The 21,480-nt window shown below is 35.7% G+C and carries 27 protein-coding genes; 1 reads left to right on the forward strand and 26 read right to left on the reverse strand.

What is annotated here, in order from left to right; genetic code table 11:
* The 7 genes from NTU58_01655 to NTU58_01685 form a co-directional block, all read right to left on the reverse strand.
* Nucleotides 1-496 (reverse strand): site-2 protease family protein (locus NTU58_01655; GenBank protein MCX6764392.1); only part of this gene is annotated, 496 nt, incomplete at its 3' end.
* Nucleotides 497-505: 9 nt separating this feature from the next.
* Nucleotides 506-1,066 carry a ribosome-recycling factor gene (locus NTU58_01660; protein ID MCX6764393.1) on the reverse strand — a complete coding sequence of 187 codons (561 nt, stop codon included), beginning with the start codon at nucleotides 1,064-1,066 and terminating at the stop codon, nucleotides 506-508.
* A 199-nt stretch (nucleotides 1,067-1,265) separates the two neighbouring features.
* Nucleotides 1,266-1,745 carry a type II secretion system protein gene (locus NTU58_01665; protein ID MCX6764394.1) on the reverse strand — a complete coding sequence of 160 codons (480 nt, stop codon included), beginning with the start codon at nucleotides 1,743-1,745 and terminating at the stop codon, nucleotides 1,266-1,268.
* Between the two features lie 110 nt (nucleotides 1,746-1,855).
* Entirely contained in the window at nucleotides 1,856-2,782 is a 927-nt protein-coding gene (gene holB / locus NTU58_01670) for a DNA polymerase III subunit delta' (protein MCX6764395.1), read from the reverse strand.
* A gap of 3 nt (nucleotides 2,783-2,785) precedes the next feature.
* Entirely contained in the window at nucleotides 2,786-3,793 is a 1,008-nt protein-coding gene (locus NTU58_01675; protein MCX6764396.1) for a rod shape-determining protein, read from the reverse strand.
* A gap of 94 nt (nucleotides 3,794-3,887) precedes the next feature.
* Nucleotides 3,888-5,150 (reverse strand): UDP-N-acetylglucosamine 1-carboxyvinyltransferase, encoded by a 1,263-nt coding sequence (gene murA, locus NTU58_01680; GenBank protein MCX6764397.1) that lies wholly within the window; start codon nucleotides 5,148-5,150, stop codon nucleotides 3,888-3,890.
* Between the two features lie 69 nt (nucleotides 5,151-5,219).
* A complete protein-coding gene (locus tag NTU58_01685; GenBank protein ID MCX6764398.1) occupies nucleotides 5,220-6,062 on the reverse strand; it encodes a PP2C family serine/threonine-protein phosphatase in 843 nt (280 codons plus the stop codon).
* 172 nt (nucleotides 6,063-6,234) lie between these two features.
* Between NTU58_01685 and NTU58_01690 the strand changes: the two genes are divergently transcribed.
* Complete coding sequence (locus tag NTU58_01690) at nucleotides 6,235-7,614, forward strand: hypothetical protein (GenBank protein ID MCX6764399.1); 1,380 nt, start codon at nucleotides 6,235-6,237, stop codon at nucleotides 7,612-7,614.
* Between the two features lie 15 nt (nucleotides 7,615-7,629).
* Here NTU58_01690 and NTU58_01695 read toward each other — a convergent pair whose 3' ends face one another.
* The 19 genes from NTU58_01695 to NTU58_01785 form a co-directional block, all read right to left on the reverse strand.
* A complete protein-coding gene (locus NTU58_01695; protein ID MCX6764400.1) occupies nucleotides 7,630-8,214 on the reverse strand; it encodes a DNA-3-methyladenine glycosylase in 585 nt (194 codons plus the stop codon).
* A gap of 38 nt (nucleotides 8,215-8,252) precedes the next feature.
* The gene (locus NTU58_01700; protein MCX6764401.1) at nucleotides 8,253-8,957 is read right to left on the reverse strand and encodes a Dna2/Cas4 domain-containing protein; all 705 of its coding nucleotides are present in this window, start codon (nucleotides 8,955-8,957) and stop codon (nucleotides 8,253-8,255) included.
* A 304-nt stretch (nucleotides 8,958-9,261) separates the two neighbouring features.
* Complete coding sequence (gene rpsI / locus NTU58_01705) at nucleotides 9,262-9,726, reverse strand: 30S ribosomal protein S9 (GenBank protein ID MCX6764402.1); 465 nt, start codon at nucleotides 9,724-9,726, stop codon at nucleotides 9,262-9,264.
* 72 nt (nucleotides 9,727-9,798) lie between these two features.
* Nucleotides 9,799-10,152, reverse strand: coding sequence for a 50S ribosomal protein L13 (gene rplM, locus NTU58_01710; protein MCX6764403.1), 354 nt, complete (start codon nucleotides 10,150-10,152; stop codon nucleotides 9,799-9,801).
* A gap of 1 nt (nucleotide 10,153) precedes the next feature.
* A complete protein-coding gene (gene rplQ, locus NTU58_01715; GenBank protein ID MCX6764404.1) occupies nucleotides 10,154-10,507 on the reverse strand; it encodes a 50S ribosomal protein L17 in 354 nt (117 codons plus the stop codon).
* 12 nt (nucleotides 10,508-10,519) lie between these two features.
* Nucleotides 10,520-11,443 (reverse strand): DNA-directed RNA polymerase subunit alpha, encoded by a 924-nt coding sequence (locus NTU58_01720; GenBank protein MCX6764405.1) that lies wholly within the window; start codon nucleotides 11,441-11,443, stop codon nucleotides 10,520-10,522.
* Nucleotides 11,444-11,467: 24 nt separating this feature from the next.
* A complete protein-coding gene (rpsD, locus tag NTU58_01725; protein MCX6764406.1) occupies nucleotides 11,468-12,103 on the reverse strand; it encodes a 30S ribosomal protein S4 in 636 nt (211 codons plus the stop codon).
* A gap of 4 nt (nucleotides 12,104-12,107) precedes the next feature.
* Complete coding sequence (gene rpsK / locus NTU58_01730) at nucleotides 12,108-12,500, reverse strand: 30S ribosomal protein S11 (GenBank protein MCX6764407.1); 393 nt, start codon at nucleotides 12,498-12,500, stop codon at nucleotides 12,108-12,110.
* Between the two features lie 83 nt (nucleotides 12,501-12,583).
* Entirely contained in the window at nucleotides 12,584-12,973 is a 390-nt protein-coding gene (gene rpsM, locus NTU58_01735; protein MCX6764408.1) for a 30S ribosomal protein S13, read from the reverse strand.
* Nucleotides 12,974-13,009: 36 nt separating this feature from the next.
* Complete coding sequence (gene rpmJ, locus NTU58_01740; GenBank protein ID MCX6764409.1) at nucleotides 13,010-13,123, reverse strand: 50S ribosomal protein L36; 114 nt, start codon at nucleotides 13,121-13,123, stop codon at nucleotides 13,010-13,012.
* A gap of 2 nt (nucleotides 13,124-13,125) precedes the next feature.
* Nucleotides 13,126-13,371, reverse strand: a complete 246-nt coding sequence (gene infA, locus NTU58_01745) for a translation initiation factor IF-1 (protein ID MCX6764410.1) — start codon at nucleotides 13,369-13,371, stop codon at nucleotides 13,126-13,128.
* Between the two features lie 36 nt (nucleotides 13,372-13,407).
* Nucleotides 13,408-14,682: a hypothetical protein gene (locus NTU58_01750; GenBank protein MCX6764411.1), complete on the reverse strand. Its 1,275-nt coding sequence runs from the start codon at nucleotides 14,680-14,682 to the stop codon at nucleotides 13,408-13,410.
* Nucleotides 14,683-14,713: 31 nt separating this feature from the next.
* Nucleotides 14,714-16,504: an alanine--tRNA ligase gene (locus NTU58_01755; GenBank protein MCX6764412.1), complete on the reverse strand. Its 1,791-nt coding sequence runs from the start codon at nucleotides 16,502-16,504 to the stop codon at nucleotides 14,714-14,716.
* Nucleotides 16,505-16,674: 170 nt separating this feature from the next.
* Nucleotides 16,675-17,172 (reverse strand): hypothetical protein, encoded by a 498-nt coding sequence (locus tag NTU58_01760; GenBank protein MCX6764413.1) that lies wholly within the window; start codon nucleotides 17,170-17,172, stop codon nucleotides 16,675-16,677.
* 32 nt (nucleotides 17,173-17,204) lie between these two features.
* Entirely contained in the window at nucleotides 17,205-17,978 is a 774-nt protein-coding gene (gene tpiA / locus NTU58_01765) for a triose-phosphate isomerase (protein ID MCX6764414.1), read from the reverse strand.
* A 178-nt stretch (nucleotides 17,979-18,156) separates the two neighbouring features.
* A complete protein-coding gene (locus NTU58_01770; GenBank protein MCX6764415.1) occupies nucleotides 18,157-19,218 on the reverse strand; it encodes a DUF4931 domain-containing protein in 1,062 nt (353 codons plus the stop codon).
* Nucleotides 19,211-19,942 (reverse strand): glycosyltransferase family 2 protein, encoded by a 732-nt coding sequence (locus tag NTU58_01775; GenBank protein ID MCX6764416.1) that lies wholly within the window; start codon nucleotides 19,940-19,942, stop codon nucleotides 19,211-19,213. The genes NTU58_01770 and NTU58_01775 overlap by 8 nt, the downstream gene beginning before the upstream one ends.
* Nucleotides 19,943-20,045: 103 nt before the next feature.
* Nucleotides 20,046-20,792 (reverse strand): type I methionyl aminopeptidase, encoded by a 747-nt coding sequence (gene map / locus NTU58_01780; GenBank protein ID MCX6764417.1) that lies wholly within the window; start codon nucleotides 20,790-20,792, stop codon nucleotides 20,046-20,048.
* Nucleotides 20,789-21,478 carry a nucleoside monophosphate kinase gene (locus NTU58_01785; GenBank protein ID MCX6764418.1) on the reverse strand — a complete coding sequence of 230 codons (690 nt, stop codon included), beginning with the start codon at nucleotides 21,476-21,478 and terminating at the stop codon, nucleotides 20,789-20,791. The genes map and NTU58_01785 overlap by 4 nt, the downstream gene beginning before the upstream one ends.
* Between the last annotated feature and the right edge of the window lie 2 nt (nucleotides 21,479-21,480).

Here is a 21,480-nt window from a genome sequence, read left to right on the forward strand (position 1 = left end):
CATTACTTTCAAATTTCATTATTCTGATAGAATCCCCCATCTCTATTCCTGCTTTTTGGGCTGGCGAATCTTTTAAAACTTCTGAGATTATAATGTTTGGATTTAAAGCATCATATTTTTCATCATCATCTACTCCCGTAGGTACCCCCCACAGAGCCGAAACGAAAGATAAAATAATTACAGCTATTATCCAAAAACTGACCACTCCTCCTAATATAATCAACATTCTTTGCCAAATTGGTTTAGCTAAAAAATTCCAAGGTTCCTTGTTTCCTTCTCCCTCTTCTCCGCAAATCTTAACAAAAGCGCCAAATGGAATAAGATTAATTGAATATATTGTTTCTCCAATTTTTTTTCCGAAAATCCGAGGAGGATAACCGAACCCGAATTCCTCCACTTTAACTCCAAATTTTTTCGCTAAAATAAAATGGCCAAACTCATGAATGGCTAATAAACTCATTAAACTGATTAAAGCAATGATTATTGTTAAAAACATATAATTTATTTAACCCGCTGTTATTTCTTTTTTCTTTTTTTCACTTATTTCTTCTATTTTTTTATTGGTGTCAGAAACCAAATCTTCAAGCTTGTCTTTTGCCCTGTATTTATCGTCTTCGGAAATCTTGCCTTCTCTTTCGCTGTTTTGAATTTCCTTCCAAATTTCGTCCCGAAGGTGCCTTACTGTCCGGCGAGCTCCTTCTTTTTTCTCTGAAATCATTTTAATCAAGTCCTGGCGGTATTCTTCGCTTAGGGGCGGCAAAGAAAGACGAATCATTTTTTTATCCACAATCGGCTTTACCCCAATATTGGCTTTTTCAATGGCTCCTTGAACTGCTTCCATGTAAGAATCGTCCCAGGTCTGAATAATAATCTGGCGGGACTCGGAAAAAGAAATCGCCGCCAATTGTTTTAGCTTCATTTTCTGGCCAAAACAATCAACTTCTATGTCTTCAATTAAATCTATTGAAATCCCGCTAATCCTTATTTTAGAAATTTCCCTTTCTAAAAAATTAATTGCTTTATCCAGTTCCGGCTTTATTTTATCTGTAATTTTTTGGTATTCCATATACTAAAATATTACCAAAATATAAACTTTTTGTCGAGAAAAAAATGGTGCTTTTAATTTTTAAAAGACACTTTTTTTATTTTTAAGCAGTGCTATAAATTTTCACGCTCATTTTTTGTTATATCAACAATAACATAAATTTGCCTCTGCTGGAAAACAGAGGCAAATTTCAAAAATTATTTTCTAGGATTAATTAATTTTACCACGAACAACAATAAGTATTCATCCTTGTTGTCATTGCTGCCCATGTTGCTCCGTCTGTATTGGTTGATTTAGTTCCTCTCTGATTGGCAAAAATAACCATATTCATTCCTGCTTGTGTCCCCTGTTCAGTAGTCGCCCAAATACAATACCATTGGCCAATTGCCGCACCACCGCAGGCCGCCCCACTATTGGTTACCCACTGATAAGATTTACCAGCTGTTGGATCTTGCGGAAAAGGGCTTAAAAAGTTTGTAACCCCTGTAGTCATAGGGTCGGTTGTTGTATAAACGCTGTTGTGAGAGTCATAATACATTTCCATAGCTAAGCCCATCTGCCTGACATCTGATTGTCTTCTGGCATCTCTGGCTTTGCCCCTAGTGCTGCCCAAAGAAACTAAAACAATGGAAGACAAGATTCCAATTATGGCTATCACAACTAACAACTCAATTAAGGTAAAACCTTTATTTTCTTTCATTCTTAATAAAAAATTTATCGAACTCAACCTTTTAAACATTTTATTTATTATACTATATTTTTATGATTTTAAAATAATGGATGTGTGGAAAACTTTTTTGATTTTTTAAATTAAATTTCCAACAATAAGTTCTCTAAAGCTAAGGTTGGATTTATTTCGGTTTTGGAAAGTAAAAAATTAATATCCTGAATCAGATTAATATTTTTTTTTAATTTTAAAAATGATTTTTTTTCGTCTGAAGAACCGACTAAAGAAAAAAGGTTGTTTCTGAAATATTCCAGCCAAATATCCAAAATTTCTTTCAGTTGCCAGGCATCCTGGGTAATCTTTTTAGCATATTCGAATCTCACGTTTAATGGAGAACCAATAAGGTTCTTTAATTCTTCTATTCTTTCTTCTCTTACTTTCAGCTTTTCCGGGTTATTTAAAAAATCCATAATCTCGCCGGGCCTTCCCCAGCCGACTGAAATTAATTTTTTGATTTTTTCTTCTGAGATTTCTTTATTTTTTAAAAAGTTTTCCATTTCTTTTTTTGCCACTCGGGAAAATCTAATTCTTTTTGTCCGGGAAACGATTGTCGGCAAAAGCAGTTCCGGAAAAGCGGTTGTTAAAATTATAATTGCCTGGCCCTTGGGTTCTTCCAGGGTTTTTAATAAACAATTTTGCGCTTCCTGATTCATCAAATGAGCGCTATCAATTATGGCTGCTTTAAAAGGAGAATAATATTTTTTTAAAGATAATTGCCAAGTCAAATTTTTAATTTGAGCAATTTCAATTTCTTTTTTTTCAGGCTGAGGCTCTATTAAAATAAAATCGGGATGAGATTTTCTTTCCAAGTCCTTGCAGCTTTGACATTTTTCGCAGGGTTTATTTTTAAAATTTTTTTCCTGGCAATTAAGAAGTTTAATAAATTCGAAGGCAATAGTTTTTTTCCCCACTCTTTCCGGGCCAAAAAACAAATAAGCATGGGAAACTTTCCCATATTCAGCTGAGTTTTTTAAAAACTTCCAGATAGAATGGTGCCCCAGAATCTCCATTGATTATTTTTTAGACATTATGGATTTTTTATAGAGTTCCAAGCTTTCCAAGACCGCTCCGGTGCCCTTCGCAACGCAAAGCAAAGAATCTTCAGCCACAAAACAAGGAACTCCGGTGCGCTGGGAAATCAAACGGTCGAGATTCCTTAACAACGCCCCTCCTCCGGAAATAATCATTCCTTTGTCCATAATATCGGCGGATAACTCGGGAGGAGTGTCTCTTAAAACAACTTTTATAACCTGAACAATATCGTTCAAAACATTGGCAATCGCCTCGCAAACTTCATGGGAAGAAATTTTTATATTTTGAGGAAGACCGGAAAGCAAATCCCTGCCCCTAATTTCCAAATATCTTTTCTCCCGGTCGGGCAAAGCAGTGCCAATTTTTATTTTTATTTCTTCAGCGGTCTGGTCTCCGATGGCTAAATTATATTTTTTCCTGATATAATCTGAAATTGCCTCATCCATTCTGTCGCCGGCCACTCTTACTGAACTGCAGGTAACTATCCCGCCCAAAGAAATTACCGCCACCTCCGACGTCCCGCCGCCTATATCAACAATCATATGGCCGCAGGAAGAATTAATGGGAATGCCGGCGCCGATAGCGGCTAAAATCGGTTCTTTTGCCACAAAGGCGTGTCTGGCTCCGGCCGCCAAGCCAGCTTCAATAACCGCTCTTTTTTCCGTGGAAGTGATGCCGGCCGGCACCGAAATCATGAGTTCCGGCTTAAAAAGCCGAAAACGACCCAGGGCAGTGTCAATAAAATGCTTTAACATTACTTGAGTTATCCGATAATCAGCGATTACCCCGCTTTTTAAAGGCCGAAAAACCTTAATAGCGTCCGGAGTTCGGCCAATCATTTCCTTAGCTTCGTTTCCTACTGCCAAAATCTTATTTTCAGTTAAAAAAACAGCAACCACTGAGGGCTCCTGCAAAACTACTCCTTTTTTAGGTATAAAAACCAAAGAATTACAAGTTCCAAGATCAATTCCAATTTTTTTTGAAAACATAATATTAATTCAAAGCTCAAAGTTCAAAACTTAAATTTGTGTTAGTTTCAAATTTTAAGTTGTGATTTTACGCTTTGAGTTTTGCGTTTTGAATTTAGGCACGAATACGCTTAATGTCTGCTCCTAATTTTTGAAGTTTTTCTTCTATTTTTTCGTAACCCCGGTCAATCTGAAAAACATTTTCAATGGTTGTCTTGCCTTGGGCCACCAAACCGGCAATAATAAGCGCCGCTCCCGCCCTGATATCCCAGCTTTCAATTTTTAAACCCTGTAAAGATGTTTTTCCAAAAATTATTGCCCGATGAGGGTCAACCATTTCAATGTCCGCTCCCATTTTTCTTAGTTCTTGAAGATGGCTGAAACGGTTTTCATACAGCGGGTCGTGAATCAAACTTTTTCCCTCAGCTTGAGTTAAAAAAGCGGCAAAAATAGGCAAAAGGTCGGTCGGAAACCCGGGATAAGGCAGGGCCTGAACCCTTACTGCTTTTAAATTCGGCGAATAATTCACGCTTATTGAGTTTAATTCTTTTTTAAAATTAACGCCAGCCTCCTCCAGTTTATCCAAGAAAAGAGTCAGATGTTCGCTCTCTATGTTTTTTATCTCAACTTGGCCCGAAGTAAGGCAACCGGCTATCATAAAAGTCCCGGCTTCAATCGGGTCCGAAATTATTTTATAAGATATGCCGTGTAATTTTTCCACTCCCTCTATTTCTATGGTATGAGTCCCAAGTCCTTCTATTTTAGCCCCCATTAAAATGAGCATTTTTCCTAAATCTTGGACATGAGGCTCGCAAGCAGCTCCCATGATTCTTGTTTTGCCTTGAGCCAAAACAGCCGCCATCATTACGTTCTCGGTAGCTGTCACGCTAAATTCTTTTAAAACAACCTCCCCGCCTTTCAGTTCTTTTGTTTTAAATTGATAAAAATCTCCTTCAATTGAAATTTCAGCTCCCAGTTTTTTTAAAGCTTCCAAATGAGTATAAATCGGCCTTATTCCTATTTTGTCCCCGCCGGGACGAGCCATTTTAAAATTTCTGAAACGAGCCAATAAAGGCCCGATTAAAAGAACCGAAACCCGGGTTTTGGCTATCTTGTCAAAATCAAGATTTTGAGAATTTATATTTTTTGCTTTTATTCTGATTTTTCTCGGAGACAGCCACTCTATTTCAGCTCCAATGCCTTTTAAAACTTCTATTAAATTAACTATATCGGAAACCAAAGGCAGGTTATCTATAATAACCTCTTCGTCGGTCAAAAGAGAAGCGGCTAATATGGGACCCGCTGCGTTTTTTGAACCGGCCATTTCTATTGTTCCGCTTAACGGCTTCCCGCCGTAAATAACAAATTTATCTGACATGCCAGCTTATTTTAAAGCAAATAAAAAAATTTGCAAGCTTGTTTTTTGATTTTTAAAAAATGAAAAACATCAAAAATTTATGGAAATCAAGGTTCTGTCCGTACCGTATTTTAAAGGATTATTTTTTGCTTTTTCAAGAGTTAAAACGCTTAAAGATTTTTTGTCCTTTCTTCTCAAAATTTCAATAAAAACCGGTTCTTTAAAATAGTCAGAAAACCCGTCGGAATAAAAGATAACCAAATCCCCCTCGTTCAACGATTTCCTGTCAATTTGATAATATTTTTTAACCCCCTCTTCCCCGGAAAATGAACCGTAACCTTGGCCCGAATGGCTATTCCTGAAATCTTTATGCTGGATTATTGATTTTTGTTTGAAAGACAACTCTCCCCAGTTTTTATAAATTTTTTTGGCTTTTTCTAAAAAGGGCTGAACCTCATCTTTGGTTTGAAATTTTAATTGATTCGCTTTGTTAAAAATCGCTAAACCGCAATCGCCCACAAACCCGTAATATAAATTATTTCCCAGGATAAAGCCCAGCGCTCCTACTGCGTCAAACCAATCATAATCAAAATAATTTAATTTTTTATTTATTCCCTCGTTTATATTCAATTCCTTAATACGCCGATTTGCTAAATTAAAAGATTTTTCAATAAGAGCCTTATTAAACCCTAAGTTATCTTTTTGTTTAAAATCAATGTTTTTCTCTAAAAACTCTAAATTGGTATAACAAAAAATCTGGGCCGCAGCTCTGGCCCCGGTCGGAAAAGCGTAAGCTCCGGATTCAAAACGGCCCTGGGTTACTCCGTCAGCCACCGTAAAAATTGGAGATACTGAAGAAATCAAATAAAAGTCCTCATTGGGCTTTCTATTGAACTTTATAAAATCAGTATATGATGCAGAGAAATAAGTCATTGTTTTATTCTATCACTTCAACAAATTCAGTGTAAACACTTCGATAAACTCAGCGTAAACACTTTAATAAATTCAGTGTAAGCAAAAAAATTAAGATTTAAAAAAAACTTAACTTAAAAACTTGAAGGTGCTAAGTTTACTAAACAGGTTTAAAAAACTATAATTAACGAACATGGAAAAAAGAATAAGAAATATTTTAATTGTAATTTTTGGAGTTATTTTTGTGCTGGCCATCCCATTGGTTATTCTTTACTGCCAAGGATATCGCTTTGATTTTGAAACAAAAAAAATAATTAAAACCGGCGGATTTGCTTTCAAGGCCCAGCCAAAAAATTGTGAAATTTATATAAACGATAAATTAACAAAAAAAACTGATTTTATTTTCGGGGAAGTTTTTATTAAAAATCTTTTGCCCAAAAAATACAATATCAAAATTAAAAAAAATGGCTTTTCTGATTGGGAAAAAAATCTTGAAGTAAAGGAAAAAATGGTAACTGAGGCTAAAAATGTCTTATTATTTCCAAAAGAAAATAATTTTTCGGCTTTCCTTCCCGGTATTGATATTGAAAATTATTATTTTTCTCCCGATGAAAATAAAATAATTTTGAAAAAAAATACTGAAAATACCTGGGAATTAAGCGTTTTTAACTTAGAAAGCAAAGAAGAAAAATTGCTTTTAAAAGAAGTTGAATATTTCAAGCAAAAAGGAGTTGCAGTTTTAGATTTAAAATGGAGCTCAGATTCAAAAAAAATACTGCTGGAAACCCAAATTAAAAAAGAGGTTAAATATTTTGTTATTGATGTTTTAAAGGAAAATGAAGAATATATCTTTTCCCTTGATTATTCGGGAAAACCAAAAGAAATTTTATTTAATAACCAAAACTCCCAAGAACTTTTCTTTTTAAAAACAACCTCAACCGGAACTAATCTTTTTAAAACTAATTTCTATCAAAAAAGCTTATCAAAATTGCCTATTGAAAACGTTATATCTTACCAGCTCTCCAATGGAAATATCTTTTGGTTAGACAAAGACGGATTTTTAAGTAAATCCGACCTTTCCGGAAATAATTCGGAAATTTTAAACAAAGAGTCATTCCCCGTTGAACAGGGCCTTGAAGTCGAAATAAAAATTTTACCGAATCAAAAAATATTTTTAAATAATAAAAACGGACTCTATTTATTTAATCCGGAAACAAAAATTTTCGAAAAAATATTAAATTCAATCAAAGACTTAAAGTTTTCTCCTGATTCTAAAAATATTTATTTCTCCAATAATTACGAAATTTGGCTTTCGGACCAATCTTTAAAAGAATTTCTTTTTTTAAACCGGTTTTCCAAAAAAATAGATGATATTTTTTGGTTAAATTCTGATTATCTGATATTTAATACCGAAGAAAAAATAAAAATTTCGGAAGTTGACCCGAGAGACAGAATAAATATAGTAGAAATAGGTAATTTTGAAAATCCTAAAATTTTCTGGAGCCAAAATCATAAAACCCTTTATCTTTTGAGTAAAGGAAGTTTGTATTCACTCGGGAATTTAGTGCCTTGATTTCAAGGCCAAAACCTATCTAAGGGTTGATACGAAAGGGTTGTTCTTTATATAAAACCTCCAAGGTTTTTTAGCCCAAGAGCCGGCATAATCTATGCCGATTCTTCTTGCAGCCATAATCTGGCTTTTTTTCATCTTCTCTCCCCCGCCCTCCAGCCAAATTCTTTTTGATTTTATCAAATCTTCTCCGTAAAATGACTTGTCCAGTTTTAGCCACCGGCACAATTTTCCGGGACCTGTTGTCAAATTTTTAATTTCTTTTAAATTTTTGTATTTCAAAATAGGCTCCAGCGCTCGAATCAAAACACACTCTGGCTTTCCTTGTTTTTGGGTTGTAAAATTCAGTTGCCAGTGCATTCCATAGCAAAGGTATATATAAATCCGGCCTCCTTCCAAATACTCAACCTTGTTTCTTTCCGTCATTTTCCAACAATAAGCATGAGAAGCCTTATCTTTGGGACCGATATAAGCTTCGGTTTCAACTATCTTGCCTATTAATTTTTCTTTTCCGATTTTCCTGATTAAATTCTTTCCTAAAAGGTCCTTGGCCACCTTCAGGGTTGGTCGAATATAAAAATTTTTAGAAATTCTTTTTTTCATTTTAAAACCAAAAAACAGCCAAAAAGCTGTTTTTTTTATTATTTTTTAATCTTTTTCTGGCTTTCCTTCTCAATTTTATCTTTAAATTCCTCCCAATCCATCTCGTCGCTCTTTCCGATCTTGCAAATGTCCTTAAACTGACAGTACTTACACTGCCAACTGTCGGGATAGCTGGAAATTCTGGCGGGAATAATGTTTAAATCTATTTTTTCTTTTAAATTTGCGAGAGTTTTTAAAATCGGTTCGACTAACTTTTTATCGTAATAAACAAAAAATTCTTTTAATTCTTGATTGTCTTTATTAACGTAAAGCAAAATGCCTTTTGGAATTTTAAAATAATGCAAATAAAGCTGAATCTGATTAACATTTTCCTCTTTGGGATTCTCCAAGGTCCTGAAAATCATGCTATTCATGCTTTTAATGTCCAAAACGTATAGCTCCTTTCCATCGCTCAATATGGCGTCCGCTCTGCCGGAAATTATCTCCTGAGGGGGAATTGTCACCTCGGAAGCCACAACATGAATATCTCTGGTGCTGACCAATGACTTCATTATGAGTTTGTGGATAGCGTCTCCGTGGTCAAACAATCTTAAAATGTTTGCCTCCATTTCTTTTCTGGGGGCGTTTTTAAACTTAAAAAATATCGAACGGGAACACTTGCCGGCATCGGTAACGTAAAAATGATTTTGTTCTTTATCTCTTTGTCCGTCCAAATAAAATTTATCAATAATTTCTTTTAACATATACCCTATTTTATTTTAAAAAAACCGAATTGGCAAATAAAAAATCCGCTTTTTTTCAAGCGGATGGAATTTTTAATCTTTTATTTCTATAAGCGAGCTGTTTAGCAAATCTTGAGCAAGGCAATAAATTTCAGAGTAAATTTCGCAGGTCTGTTAGCATGGTCTCCGATTTATTCGGAGTAACGGACCGAGAATTTAGATAGTCAAATTTCGCTGGAAATTTGAACTATCGGTACTCTGAAAATTGATTGCCGAGCAGATTAACGTTTCTGCCCTTCGACTACGCTCAGGACAAAAAAGATTTCTATCTTTTTTGCCACTGTGGAGCTCGGCGAGCTCGCTTTAACCCAAACTTCTTTCTTTCTCTCATCCTTGGATCGCGGGTTAAATATCCCACCTTTCTTAAGCGTTTTTTAAAATCAATATTAAATAAAACTAAAGCCCGGGAGATAGCGTGTCTTACCGCTTCCGCCTGAGCTTGAGTTCCACCGCCCTTTACCAAAATCTGAGCCCTAAACTTATCCAAGCATTTCATTTTATCTAAAGCATCTATCACTACTTGCTGAAGTTTCAAGGCGGGAAAATAAGATTTATAAGGCTTTTCGTTAATTAAAATTTCTTTTTCTCCCTTACCATAAAGCCGAGCTCTGGCCACGGCCGTCTTTCTTCGGCCTACGGCCTCAAAATATTTATCCTCTTCTTTGGGTTTGACTTTAGGTTTCTTTTTTATTTCAGTTTTCTTAATTTCAATTTTTTTAATTCTTGGCATAAATCTACTTTATAAATTTTAATGCTATCGCTACAAACTTACTTCGTAAATTTTAATGCTATTGCTATAAACTTACTTCGTAAATTTTAATCTTTTGATTCTTTTGGCTCTTAGTTTATTTTTAGGCAACATTCCCAAAACAGCTATCCTTAAAACTTCTGAAGGTCTCTTTTCGAATAATTTGCTGAAAGGAACTCTCTTCAATCCTCCATGATATCCGCTATAATGATAATATATTTTTTGATCAAACTTTTTGCCGGTAACCTTAATTTTCTCTATATTTTTAATCACCACAATATCTCCCATGTCCTGAGAAGGGTCATAATTCGGGCTGTTTTTCCCTTGAAGCAAAAGCGCTATCTGGCTCGCCAATCTTCCTAAAATCTGGCCATCGGCATCGATTGTATGGGTTTTTCTTTTTTCCATGTTATTTAATTAATTCAATTATCGCCATTTTAGCGCCATCGGATTTGGTTCTTCGGCCTAATTTTATAATTCTGGTATAACCGCCCGGTCTTGTTTTATATCTTGGAGCAATTTCTTTTTCCAACTTCGCAACAACCCTAGAAGATAAATCTCTAAGCAATAATCTTTTTTTTGCCAAATTAATTTCTTTAGCTTTGGTTATGTATTTTTCAGCAAAACCGGCAAGCTCTTTGGCTTTGGCCTGGGTGGTTTTAATTTTTTCTTTCAAAAATAAATTATTTGCGAGCCCGATTAAAAGCGCCTTTCTTTGGCTTGTTTCTCTGTTGAATTTTCGGCCCTTTTTTCTTTTTTTCATACCAATAAAATGCTATTTTTCTTCTGTTTCCAGTTCAATGTTTAACTTTTTTAAAACCTTTTTAATTTCTTTGATTCCTTTCTCCCCCAGTCCTTCTATTTCCGATAGTTTTCTTTTTAAAATTCCGCCTACGGTTTTAATTTTATTCGCGCTCAAAGCATTGATTGTTCGAGTGGATAATTTCAAATCTTCTATTTTCGTTTCCAAAACATTCTCGTCTTTTTTGCCGATTGATTTTCTTCCTTCTTTTTCTTTTTTCTCTTCTTCGGGAATCAAAGAGAAATGCTCAACTAAAATCTTAGCCGCCCTGGATAATGCTTCTTGGGGAGTAATGGTGCCGTCAGTTTCAATTTCAATTTTTAATCTGTTAAAATCGGTTCTGTCCCCGACTCGCATGTTCTCAACGTGAAAAGCCACGGTTTTAATCGGAGTAAAAATGGCATCCAGGCAAATCTCGCCCACTCCCAATTTTTCTTTTCCTCTTAGTTCTACCGGAACATAACCCACTCCTTTTTCTATCTGGATTTCCATTTCCAAGGAAGTGCTTTTTGAAGTAATGGTAGCTAAATGAGCATCCTTATTTATCAATTCCACTTGGGATGGCAGCTCAAAATCACCCGCTTTCACCTCTTTTTCGCCTTTTATCTTTAAAAAAGCTTGCTGGGGTTCGTCGGTATAAACCTTAAACCTTAAAAGTTTCAAATTTTGGCAAATTTGAAGAACGTCTTCCAAAACTCCGGATAGTGTTGAAAATTCGTGCTGAACTCCTTTAATTTTAACCCGGGTAATAGCCGCCCCTTCCAAAGAAGAAAGCAAAACCCGTCTCAAAGAGTTACCAATGGTAACTCCGTATCCCGGATACAAGTCTTCTATTTCAAAAACAACCGAGTTTTTTTTAGTTTCAATAATTTTTGGTTTTTGAGGTAAAGGAATCATATTTTTTTATTTTTTAAATTATTTTTAACGAGAATAAAATTCGAAAATTAAAGATATTTCCACGGGCGGAGCAACTTCTTCCAATGACGGAAAAGATTTTATAGTTCCTTCGGCTTTTTTAGGATCAATCAAAATCCAGGAAGGAGGAGTTTTTTTATCCAAAGAAGATAGCACGCTTTTGAAAACGTTCTTTTTTAATGATTTCTCGGAAACTGTAATTTTGTCTCCTATCTTTAAATGATAACTTGGAATGTTAACTTTTTTCCCGTTGATTAAAAAATGGCCATGGGAAATCAGCTGGCGGGAAAAAGCTCGGGAACTGACCAGCCCCATTTTAAAAATTACATTATCAAACCTCGATTCTAATTTTTGAATTAAAAGAGTTGGAGAATCTTTAGATTTCACTGAAGAACGTTTGCTTAAAATATCTTTTACATAATTTTTAAACTGAACCTCTCTTAAGCCGTACCATTTTTTTAATTTTTGCTTTTCTTTAAATTCTCTTCCGTATTGGGAAAGGCCCTTGTTCATTCTTGTTTTCATTCCGGGAGGATAAGGACGCCTAATCATCGGACACTTTGTGGTAAAACACCTGTCTCCTTTAAGAAATAGTTTGGTTCCCAATCTTCTGCAAATTTTACATTTTGAAGTCTTCTTCATATTTTTATACTCGGCGGACCTTTGGCGGCCGACAGCCATTATGAGGAATCGGAGTTAAATCTTTTATGGAATTAATGTCTAAACCGTGGGTAGCTAAAGACCTGATGGCAGATTCCCGACCCGAACCCACTCCTTTGATTATAATATCAGCCTTTTCCATTCCTATTTTTTGGGCAATTTCACAAATACGGCCCGCTACTTTGGAAGCGGCAAAAGGAGTGGCTTTTTTAGTCCCCTTAAAGCCGATATTGCCGGCCGAAGTCCAACCCAAAGTATTACCCTTTAAATCAGTCAGGGTGATAACTGTATTATTGTAAGAAGAACTGATATAAATCTTTCCTTCTCTGACTCTCTTGGCTTCCTTGATCTTTACCGTCTTTTTTATTTTTTCGTCAATTTTTTCTCCTTCTTTTATTAATTCTTCTTTTCCGCCTTTAATAACTCTTTTTTTGCCCATTTTTTAAATAAATTAGTTTAATTTTATGTCGGCTCAACGGCTTTTCTCTTGCCGGAACCCATTGTTTTTCTGACGTTCCCCCTGATGGTCCTGGTATTGGTTTTGGTTCTCTGTCCTCTTACCGGTAATTTTTTTATGTGGCGAATACCCCGCCAACAGCCGATATCTTTTAATCTCTTTATTGCCATCATTTTTTCTCTTCTAAGGTCACCCTCGACTTTATATTTTTTTTCAATAATCTGTTTAAGCAAGTTGACCTCCTCTCCTTTTAAGTCTTTTCCCTTGACGGAAGGATTAATATTGGCCTCTGCTAATATCTTTTTACTGAAAGGCAACCCTATCCCATAAATATAGGTCAATCCAACTATTATTTGTTTGTTATCGGGAATATTTATTCCCGCAATACGTAACATAAAATAAAAAACAAAATATGTTTTTAAAAATAAAAACTATCCTTGTCTTTGTTTGTGTTTAGGATTTTCGCAAATGATATAAACTCGGCCCTTGCGTCGGACCGTTTTGCATTTTTTGCAAATTTTTTTTACTGAAGCGCGAACTTTCATAATTACTTTTTCCGGTAGATTATCCTTCCGCGTGTTTTATCGTAAGGAGATAATTCCACCAATACTCTGTCTCCGGGCAGAATTTTTATTCTGAATCTTCTTAGGTTTCCCGAAAGATGGGCTAAAATTTCAGACCCATCGCTTAACTTTATCTTAAAAAAAGTGCTCGGCAAAGCCTCAGAAACCACGCCCTCTACCCGGCTTTTCTGATTAGGTTTTTTATAAAAATTATTGTTTTCTTTATCCATTAAAAACTGTCTTTAAAGATAGCAAAAATATTGGATTTAGTCAAGGTTTATTTTTAAATCAATTTTATTGAAGTCTGGGGGCATTTTTTTAATCCAAAACGGCCAAGATTTTATTTCAAAACTCGATATTTCGGGTTTTCCCCCCAGAAAACCCTTGGCCCCTGCGAGGTCCTTGTTTTGTAAATCTTTTTTAAGGTTCGTTTGCAAAATCTCAAAATAAGTTTTTGCTGAAATTTCCACATCCAATATAATTTTACCCGCAGAGGAGGTGGAAGCGTCGGGAAAAATTATGGTTTTGGGCTTCCAATCAATCTTTAGGCTCTTTTCATAAAGCTTTTCATTTCCCGTAAGGTTTTCTTTAAAAAATTCTTTAATTAAATTGTCCATGTCCTCTTTTTTAAATACCAGAGCTTTTGATTCTACTTTCCCCGAAAAATTAAATTTTTCAAATTCAAAACCCGCCTTAGTCAGGGAAAAAGCGTCTTTTATCTCCTGCCTGAAGGCCTGTTCCAATAAAACAAACCCTGATTCTTGTATTTTTTTATCAATAGCGTTTTTCTCTTCCGTCTTTAATTTTTCCGCTACTATGTTTTGGGCTTTTTGAAGGTCATCCTGGGTCACTTGGGACGCCTCTCCTGTAAAACCGCCCTTCATCGGCTCAAAAGATTTCCCGTAAAGCTTGGTATAAAGAATCGTTCCTGCCAAACCCGGCAAAGAAAAAGTATCAGGCCCAATATTATAGTCCGGTCCTGGTTCTGAAGCTATCACGTCTACATCTATGAAGCCGGGAGCTTCTTTGTTATTTTCTATTTTCTTCCCCGGAACTACTATCTTTTTCGGCGTTAAAAAAACATTGCCGGAAGCCGCCATAAAACGGGTGTTTTCCCTTAATGATTGGGAAAGCTCATAGTTGTTGTAAACCCTGATTATGCCTTTTGCTTTTTCGGTTTTTAAAGTTTTACCCGAAGAAAAAAATGACTGGGAAGCTGATTTTTCCTGTTCCAAAAGATATGCCGGAATAACTTTAACCGATAAATTCGGCTCTTTAGCGCCGGTGTCGGCGACAATTTCAAGTTTATAATCAAAGTTTTTAAATTTAGGCGAAATTTCAATTTTTATTTTAGAAGAAACAAAAAAATAACCGCCAATGACAAATATCAGGCTTAAAAATAGGAACAAAAATAATTTTCCTCTTTTGCCTTTTTTTGCCGGTTCTTGAGCGTGAAGGGTTTTTTTAGCTTCGACAACCGGAATATTTTTTATTTTTTCGGCTTTTTCCGGAGGTAAAATATCAAAAAACTTTTCTCCCATGTTGTTATTATTATATATTATTTTTTCGTGTTTATGAATTGCCCGCCCTGATTCTCCTGATGCCGGCTCCGGCCGACTCTTCTTTTATAATTTTAAAAATCTCGATTTCCGACGTTCTCTTAACGTGAGGTCCCGCGCAAATTTCTTTGGAAAAAATTCCGGCCGAATAAACCGAAACTCTGTCCGGATATTTTTCTTTGAAAAAAGCCAGAGCTCCCGAATTTATTGCTTCCTGATAGGACATTTCTTCTCTCTTTACCTCCAAATCCTCTTTTATTTTTTGATTTACCAGGTCTTCAACTCTTTTTATTTCTTCGGGAGTCATCTTTTTAGGGTGGGAAAAATCGAATCTTAATCTTTGGGCAGTAATGTCCGAACCCATTTGCTGAACATGCTCTCCCAGTATTTGCCTCAAAGCTTGATGCAAAAGATGGGTGGCGGTATGAAACTTAGTGGCTTCAAAGGTAGCTTCCTTGCCCAAGCCCCCGAATTTCTTTTCCACTCCGGCCCTGGAAATTGCCTGATGTTTTTCAAACTCTTGCTTAAATCCATTTTCATCTATTTCAAAATTAGCTTCTTTCGCCAGCTCCTTGGTCAATTCCAAAGGGAAACCATAACTTTGATATAAATCAAAAACTATTTTTCCGGATATTAACTTTGTTTTTAATCCGGACGTTTGCGATTTAAATTCTTTCAACCCGTTTTCCAAAGTCTTGATAAATCGCTCTTCTTCGTTTTGCAAAACAATTAAAATTTCGGCTTGCCTGGATTGGATTTCAGGATAAATCTCTTTATAAATTTCTATTATTTTTCGGGCCGATTTAACTAAAAAATCATCAGGCAAATTTAAAAGCTTTCCAATCCTTATGGCTCTTCTCAAAATCCTGCGTAAAACATATCCTCTTTCCGTATTGGAAGGAATTATTCCTTCGCCGGCTAAAAAAACCGAGGCCCTGATATGGTCCGCCAGTATTCTGAATTTAATTTTTTGTTCTTCATATTTATTTAAAGATTCTTTTTCCAGCTCCAAAATTATCGGCCAGAATAAATCCGTTTCGTAAGCCGAATCTTTTCCCTGAAGGAGAGCCGCCATTCTTTCAAAACCGGCTCCCGTATCCACGTTCCGATGAGGCAGGGGTTTAAAGCTTCCGTCTTTTTCTTTGCTATATTCCATGAAAACTAAATTCCAAATTTCAATTATTCTTTTACATTTTAAGCAATTCGGACCGCAATTTTCATCTTTACATCCCAATGCCATGCCGCGGTCATAATGAATTTCAGATGTCGGACCGCAAGGCCCCATATCTTTCACCGGACCCCACAGATTGTCCGCTTCTCCGAATTCTCTTATTCTTTCTTCGGGAATCCCAAGTTTCAGCCAAATTTTTTTTGATTCTTCGTCCTTGGGAATATCTTTATTTCCCCTAAAAATAGTTATCCAAATATTTTCTTTTTTCAATCTTAATTCTTTCAATACAAATTCTAATGCGTATTTTATTGCCCCTTCTTTGAAATATCCTGTTTTTTTGTCCTCTCCGATTGACCAATTACCCAACATTTCAAAAAAAGTATGATGAGTATCGTCTCCAATTTCTTCGATATCGTTAGCCCGAAAACATTTCTGGCAGGAAGTTAAGTGCCTGATGCCAAAATCCTTTAAAACATCCTTTTCTCCGGCCAAATAAGGAGAAAACTGCTGCATTCCGGCCGTAGTAAAAAGAACCGTCGGGTCGGCGGGTATCAGGGAAAAAGAAGGCACTATTTTGTGTTTCTTTTTCTTAAAATAATCTAAAAATTTCTTTCGAAGTTCGTTCGATGTCATAATATGATTTTACCTTTTTAGTATTTTTTTCGCAAGAATTGTTAAAAATAAAATCGGCCACTCACCTGCCTCAATTTTTCCTCCTCCCTCTTTGCCAATTTTTCTCCTTCCCTTCTATAAAAACAAAAAAACCGCTAAAAAGCGGCTGGCGTTTGTTTCAGTATTTTTTATTAAGAAAACCTATCAGCTACAACCGAAGCTGCAAAAGATTCCGGTTTTATTTTTGGCTCAAAACCGTTTCCCCGTATTAAACCTGTTACTTCTTTTATCATATCCCTGGTCGCTCCTCCTTCTCCTACGTCAGCGTGAATATAATTAAATTGATAAGAAAGATTTTGAATTTTCTCTTTTATTTTTTCTCTTAAAACCAAAGCCAGTTCGCAGGACAACAAAACTTCTTCAAGAATTCTTTGGTGAAGATTAAAAAATAATTTGTTTTTATATTTAATTTTTTTAAGGAAAAATCTTCCGCCCTCTCCTTTTCTTAAAATTACTATTACTAACGGAAAATCCGGCTCTTTTTTTGAAGATGAGTCGCAACCGACGATTATCTCGTATTTCTTATCGGGTTTTTCTTCTATCCAATTTTCCATTTCTCCAATTGCTCCCTCAAAGGTCAGATTCCCCCGAGTGGGATTATAAAAATTTCCTTCAGTGATGTTTCTCATAAATCCAACATTAGCAAAGAGAAAAATTAAAGTCAAAAAGATTCGACGTCCTTCACGATTTTAATAAATTCAACGGAATCCAATGATGCTCCGCCGATTAAAACCCCTTTCATTTCCGTTTCTTTTAAAAAAGTCGAAGCCTTTTCCCGGTCTACGCTGCCGCCGTATAAAATTCGGATGCTTTGAGCCGTGGAACGGTCGTAAATTCTGGTAAGAATTTTGCGAATCATAAAGTTTATCACCTGAGCTTCAACCGGCTTGCATGATTTTCCGGTGCCTATCGCCCAAACCGGCTCATAAGCTATGACTATCTTATCCGCTTTGCTCTTTGGAACTTTACTCAATCCTTTTTCAAGCTGATGTCGGATCACTTTTTGAATTTCTCCTTTTCTTTTTTCTTTTTCGTTTTCGCCGACGCAAAGAATGCAATTTAATCCTTCTTCCAAGGCCAGTTTTAATTTTTTATTAATCATCGAGCTTTTTTCTTTCAAATGTTTTCTCCTTTCCGAGTGCCCCAAAATTACATATTTACAACCTAAATCCCTTAACATTGAGGGAGATATTTCACCGGTAAAAGCCCCTTCTTTTTCCCAGAAACAATCCTGAGCTCCCAACTTTAATTTAGAATTTTTATTTTTTTCCAGCTCTCCGGCAATATCCGCGAGATAGATATAAGGCGGACAAATTACTATCTCGTCCTCCTTTATCTCGCCAACGCCCTTTGTAATGGAATCAAAAAGCGCTTTAGCCTTAGCTAAGCTTGAAGGATTCATTTTCCAATTGGCAACAATTAAAGATTTTATCATAAAATTAAAAATATAAATTTCTTGTAATGAAGAAATTGATTTTTATGGACCTTCCGCAGTCCCGATTTATCGGGAAGGAACTGAGCTTGCTTCTCGCTGGCAGGTCGCGAGAACTTCCCGCGAAGCGGGAGTTCCCGACCGGGAAGCAGAGCGCGTCCTAAAAATTAATTTCTGAATGCTACTGTTTTCTCAAATATTCGGCCGCTTTTTCAGGTTCAATAGTTGAAATTTCCATTCTGGTTCCGATTTCAAACCCTGCCCAAATTGAAGTTTTGGGTAGCATGGTCCAATGCCAGTGATAATGTTCGTAGTTCTTACCATCACAGGGAGCGGTATGTAAATAAAAATTATAATCAGGGTCATTTAATCCCTTGTGCAGTTTTCCAAAAGCTACTTGAAAAGCTTCGGCTAATTGCCACTTTTCTTCTTCAGTAATTTTTTCAAAATTGGATTTGTGCTTTTTTGGAGAAATAATTATTTCAAAAGCCGACTTTGAGGCAAAAGGACATACCACTAAAAAATCTTTGTTTTCAAAAATAACTCTTTTTTTGCTTTTTCTTTCCCATTCTCCCATTACGCAATAAATGCATTTTTTATGTTTTTTAAAATATCTTTCTGAATTTGAAAGGGCGTTTCTTAAATCCGCATCAATAAGAGGGGTGGTTACAATCTGGGAATGGGGATGGGAAACCGTAGCTCCCGCTCCCGGTCCGTAATTGTGAAAAACGGAGACATAATTAACAAATTTTTCTTTCATTAAAGATAAATATCTTTCCTGGTAAACATTTAAAACTTCTTTTATGGAGCTTATTGAAAGCTGGGCTATGTGTTTTTTGTGGTCTCTGGTCACCACGATTTCATGAAAACCGACAGCATTCATTGTTTGATAAACTCCCCCTTCTATATGCTTATTTAATTCATTGGTGGGAATAAAAGCCGGATACTTGTTGGGAATGGATAGCACCGTCCAGTTCGAAGGAATTTTTTCCCCTTTTTTTAATGTAATTTTTTCTCCTTGGCTATAAATTAAAGTGGGGGTTTCTTGGTTTTCTATATTGCAAAAGGGACAAATTTTTTGCGATATCTCGGGCCTTTCTTTTTTTTCTTTAAACATTTCCGGTCTTTTTGCCCGGCCGGTAGCGATAACTACCCAATCTTTGGACACCAAGTCAAACCTCAGCTCCGAGGGAAAGCTAACTTCTGTTTTTTTCGGTTTTGTTTTCAAAATCTTTTTAATCATACTTTCGGGTAATAATATTTATGCTTATCTTAACCAGGTCAAACCCCATTTTAACCATGCTTTTAAATTGTACCTTGCTTTCCAAATCATTCTTCCAGGTTATCGGAAATTCCTTAATTTTATATTTTAATTTTTTGGCAATAACCAAAATTTCAGCATCAAAGGAAAATCGGTCAATTTTGCATTTTGGAAATATGGTCTCGGATGCCTTCGCCGTAAAGCCCTTGAACCCGCATTGGCTATCGTCTATATCCCAAAGCCCGGTAAATATGTCTGTGAGCAACCTGAAAGCATTTCCGGTTAATTTTCTGGTAAACCCCTGGGGCGGGTCTAAAATAGCTCCCTTTATCGAACGGGAACCGACTAAAACATCGTATCCTTGCTTAAAAAATGGCCACATTTTTTCAACCTGATCAATATTAGTGGAGTTATCGGCATCCATAAAAACCCTGAAGCTTCCTTTTGCTTCCAGCATTCCCTGTCTGGTCACAAAACCTTTGCCGTGATTTTCTTTGTTATCAATAAACTTTAAATTTTTAATCTGAGACATTAAGCCCCGCACGTTGTCCCCTGTTTTATCTTTTGACCCGTCACTAACCACAATTATTTCGTAATTATAATTTTGCTTTGATAAATAAGAATCAACGTCTTTTAAAGTTTTAGGCAATCTTTTTTCTTCGTTATAAGCCGGTATCACAACTGAAAGATAAATATTATTTGACATATTTTAAATTATTTTTTAATAATTCATTAATTGTAGCATAAAATCAAAAAACCAAAAATCGTCTTTCGTACGATTTTAAAAAATCCTGTTCATTTAAAATAATTTAGAAATCGGTTAAAATAATGTTGCCTTTTTGGGTTATGGCAATCTCGCTTTCAAAATGGCAGGAAAGGGAGCCGTCAAGCGTTTCATAGACAAAACCGTCTTTTCCTCTTTTTATCCGCCAATCACCCATTGTTACCATTGGTTCCAAGCATAAAACCATGCCTTCTTTAAGCTCAAAACCTGTTCCCCGTTTTCCGTAATTTAAAATTTGAGGGTCCTCGTGTAGTTGCCTGCCGATTCCATGGCCGCAAAGTTCTCTCACCACGTTAAAACCTTGGGATTCAACATATCTTTGAATTGTATTTTCTATATCGCCCGTCTTGTTCCCGGGTTTAGCTTTCTTAATTCCGATTTTTAAAGATTTTTTAGTAACTCTGATTAATCTCAACTTTTCAAAATCAACCTTGCCTACAGGCAGGGTTAGCGCCATATCAGAATGAAATTCTTTGTAAAAAATACCCAAATCCAAAGATAAAATATCCCCTTCTTTCAATTCCCTGTCTGATGGAACGCCATGAACGATTTGTTCGTTGATTGAAGCGCAAAGACAAGCGGGAAACCCATCATAGCCCTTAAAAGAAGGTTTTGCTCCCGACTTAAAAACAAGGTCTTGAGCGACCTTGTCTAATTCTTTGGTGGTAATCCCGGGGCTGATTTTTTTTTCTAATTTTCCCATAATTTCTGATAGAATTTTCGCCCCTTCTGCCATTATTCTAATTTCTTCTTTTGTTTTTATTTTGATCATTGCAATATTTTTAAAATATCGTTGTGAAGCTCTTCGGGTGTTTGCTTGCCTTCAATTTCTTTTGCTATAAAATTTTCTCTTTTAAAGTAATCTATCAAAGGCAAAGTTCTTTCTTTATATTCTTTAAGTCTTATCTTCATTGTTTCGGTGGTGTCCAAAATCCTAACTACCAATTCTGAACCATCTAAAGGACATCTGGTTAGCTTTTCGGTTTCTTTGCTATATAAAATTGGGTGGCGCATCAAAGAACAGAATCTTCTGTGGGTATTTCTAAAAATAGATTCTTTTTCCGGAAGTTTAATTAAAATTATTTCTATGTTTTCTTTTCCGTATAACTCATCTAAAAAAGGCATTATTTGCTCTCCTTCATAAATAGTTCGCGGAGAACCAGAAAAAACAATTCCCTTTCCTTCTTTTGCCAATTCCTTAATTTTTTCTTTCACTAAATAAGTAACTAAGACGGGAGTGCATAAAATTCCTTCTGCAAATAATTTCTTTTCGTGAAGAAGGTCATATTTTTCTCCATCGACTTCAATGAATTCACCTTCTTTGGCATTATTAAAGTTTTGTTCAATAATTTTCGAAGTTTCAAAATAATAAAAATTTAATTTTTCAGAAAGCAATTGAGACTGAGTTCCTTTTCCCGAACCCGGAGGTCCCATTATAATAATTATTTTCTTATTCATTT

The organism is Candidatus Nealsonbacteria bacterium (assembly GCA_026396195.1).
GTDB lineage: Bacteria > Patescibacteriota > Minisyncoccia > Minisyncoccales > JAGGXC01 > JAPLXH01.

What these genes read in the sequence shown, in the direction of transcription:
- NTU58_01750 (MCX6764411.1), bottom strand. Translation starts at nt 14,682, where the DNA reads ATGGGAGAAAAGTTTTTTGATATTTTACCTCCGGAAAAAGCCGAAAAA.
- holB (MCX6764395.1), bottom strand. Translation starts at nt 2,782, where the DNA reads ATGGAGATTCTGGGGCACCATTCTATCTGGAAGTTTTTAAAAAACTCA.
- rplQ (MCX6764404.1), bottom strand. Translation starts at nt 10,507, where the DNA reads ATGAAAAAAAGAAAAAAGGGCCGAAAATTCAACAGAGAAACAAGCCAA.
- rplM (MCX6764403.1), bottom strand. Translation starts at nt 10,152, where the DNA reads ATGGAAAAAAGAAAAACCCATACAATCGATGCCGATGGCCAGATTTTA.
- murA (MCX6764397.1), bottom strand. Translation starts at nt 5,150, where the DNA reads ATGTCAGATAAATTTGTTATTTACGGCGGGAAGCCGTTAAGCGGAACA.
- infA (MCX6764410.1), bottom strand. Translation starts at nt 13,371, where the DNA reads ATGGATAAAGAAAACAATAATTTTTATAAAAAACCTAATCAGAAAAGC.
- rpsI (MCX6764402.1), bottom strand. Translation starts at nt 9,726, where the DNA reads ATGCCAAGAATTAAAAAAATTGAAATTAAGAAAACTGAAATAAAAAAG.
- rpmJ (MCX6764409.1), bottom strand. Translation starts at nt 13,123, where the DNA reads ATGAAAGTTCGCGCTTCAGTAAAAAAAATTTGCAAAAAATGCAAAACG.
- NTU58_01660 (MCX6764393.1), bottom strand. Translation starts at nt 1,066, where the DNA reads ATGGAATACCAAAAAATTACAGATAAAATAAAGCCGGAACTGGATAAA.
- NTU58_01770 (MCX6764415.1), bottom strand. Translation starts at nt 19,218, where the DNA reads ATGATTAAAAAGATTTTGAAAACAAAACCGAAAAAAACAGAAGTTAGC.
- NTU58_01695 (MCX6764400.1), bottom strand. Translation starts at nt 8,214, where the DNA reads ATGAAAAAAAGAATTTCTAAAAATTTTTATATTCGACCAACCCTGAAG.
- NTU58_01665 (MCX6764394.1), bottom strand. Translation starts at nt 1,745, where the DNA reads ATGAAAGAAAATAAAGGTTTTACCTTAATTGAGTTGTTAGTTGTGATA.
- NTU58_01760 (MCX6764413.1), bottom strand. Translation starts at nt 17,172, where the DNA reads ATGAGAAACATCACTGAAGGAAATTTTTATAATCCCACTCGGGGGAAT.
- map (MCX6764417.1), bottom strand. Translation starts at nt 20,792, where the DNA reads ATGATCAAAATAAAAACAAAAGAAGAAATTAGAATAATGGCAGAAGGG.
- tpiA (MCX6764414.1), bottom strand. Translation starts at nt 17,978, where the DNA reads ATGATAAAATCTTTAATTGTTGCCAATTGGAAAATGAATCCTTCAAGC.
- NTU58_01775 (MCX6764416.1), bottom strand. Translation starts at nt 19,942, where the DNA reads ATGTCAAATAATATTTATCTTTCAGTTGTGATACCGGCTTATAACGAA.
- NTU58_01720 (MCX6764405.1), bottom strand. Translation starts at nt 11,443, where the DNA reads ATGATTCCTTTACCTCAAAAACCAAAAATTATTGAAACTAAAAAAAAC.
- NTU58_01685 (MCX6764398.1), bottom strand. Translation starts at nt 6,062, where the DNA reads ATGACTTATTTCTCTGCATCATATACTGATTTTATAAAGTTCAATAGA.
- NTU58_01690 (MCX6764399.1), top strand. Translation starts at nt 6,235, where the DNA reads ATGGAAAAAAGAATAAGAAATATTTTAATTGTAATTTTTGGAGTTATT.
- NTU58_01675 (MCX6764396.1), bottom strand. Translation starts at nt 3,793, where the DNA reads ATGTTTTCAAAAAAAATTGGAATTGATCTTGGAACTTGTAATTCTTTG.
- NTU58_01700 (MCX6764401.1), bottom strand. Translation starts at nt 8,957, where the DNA reads ATGTTAAAAGAAATTATTGATAAATTTTATTTGGACGGACAAAGAGAT.
- NTU58_01755 (MCX6764412.1), bottom strand. Translation starts at nt 16,504, where the DNA reads ATGACATCGAACGAACTTCGAAAGAAATTTTTAGATTATTTTAAGAAA.
- rpsM (MCX6764408.1), bottom strand. Translation starts at nt 12,973, where the DNA reads ATGTTACGTATTGCGGGAATAAATATTCCCGATAACAAACAAATAATA.
- rpsD (MCX6764406.1), bottom strand. Translation starts at nt 12,103, where the DNA reads ATGAAGAAGACTTCAAAATGTAAAATTTGCAGAAGATTGGGAACCAAA.
- NTU58_01785 (MCX6764418.1), bottom strand. Translation starts at nt 21,478, where the DNA reads ATGAATAAGAAAATAATTATTATAATGGGACCTCCGGGTTCGGGAAAA.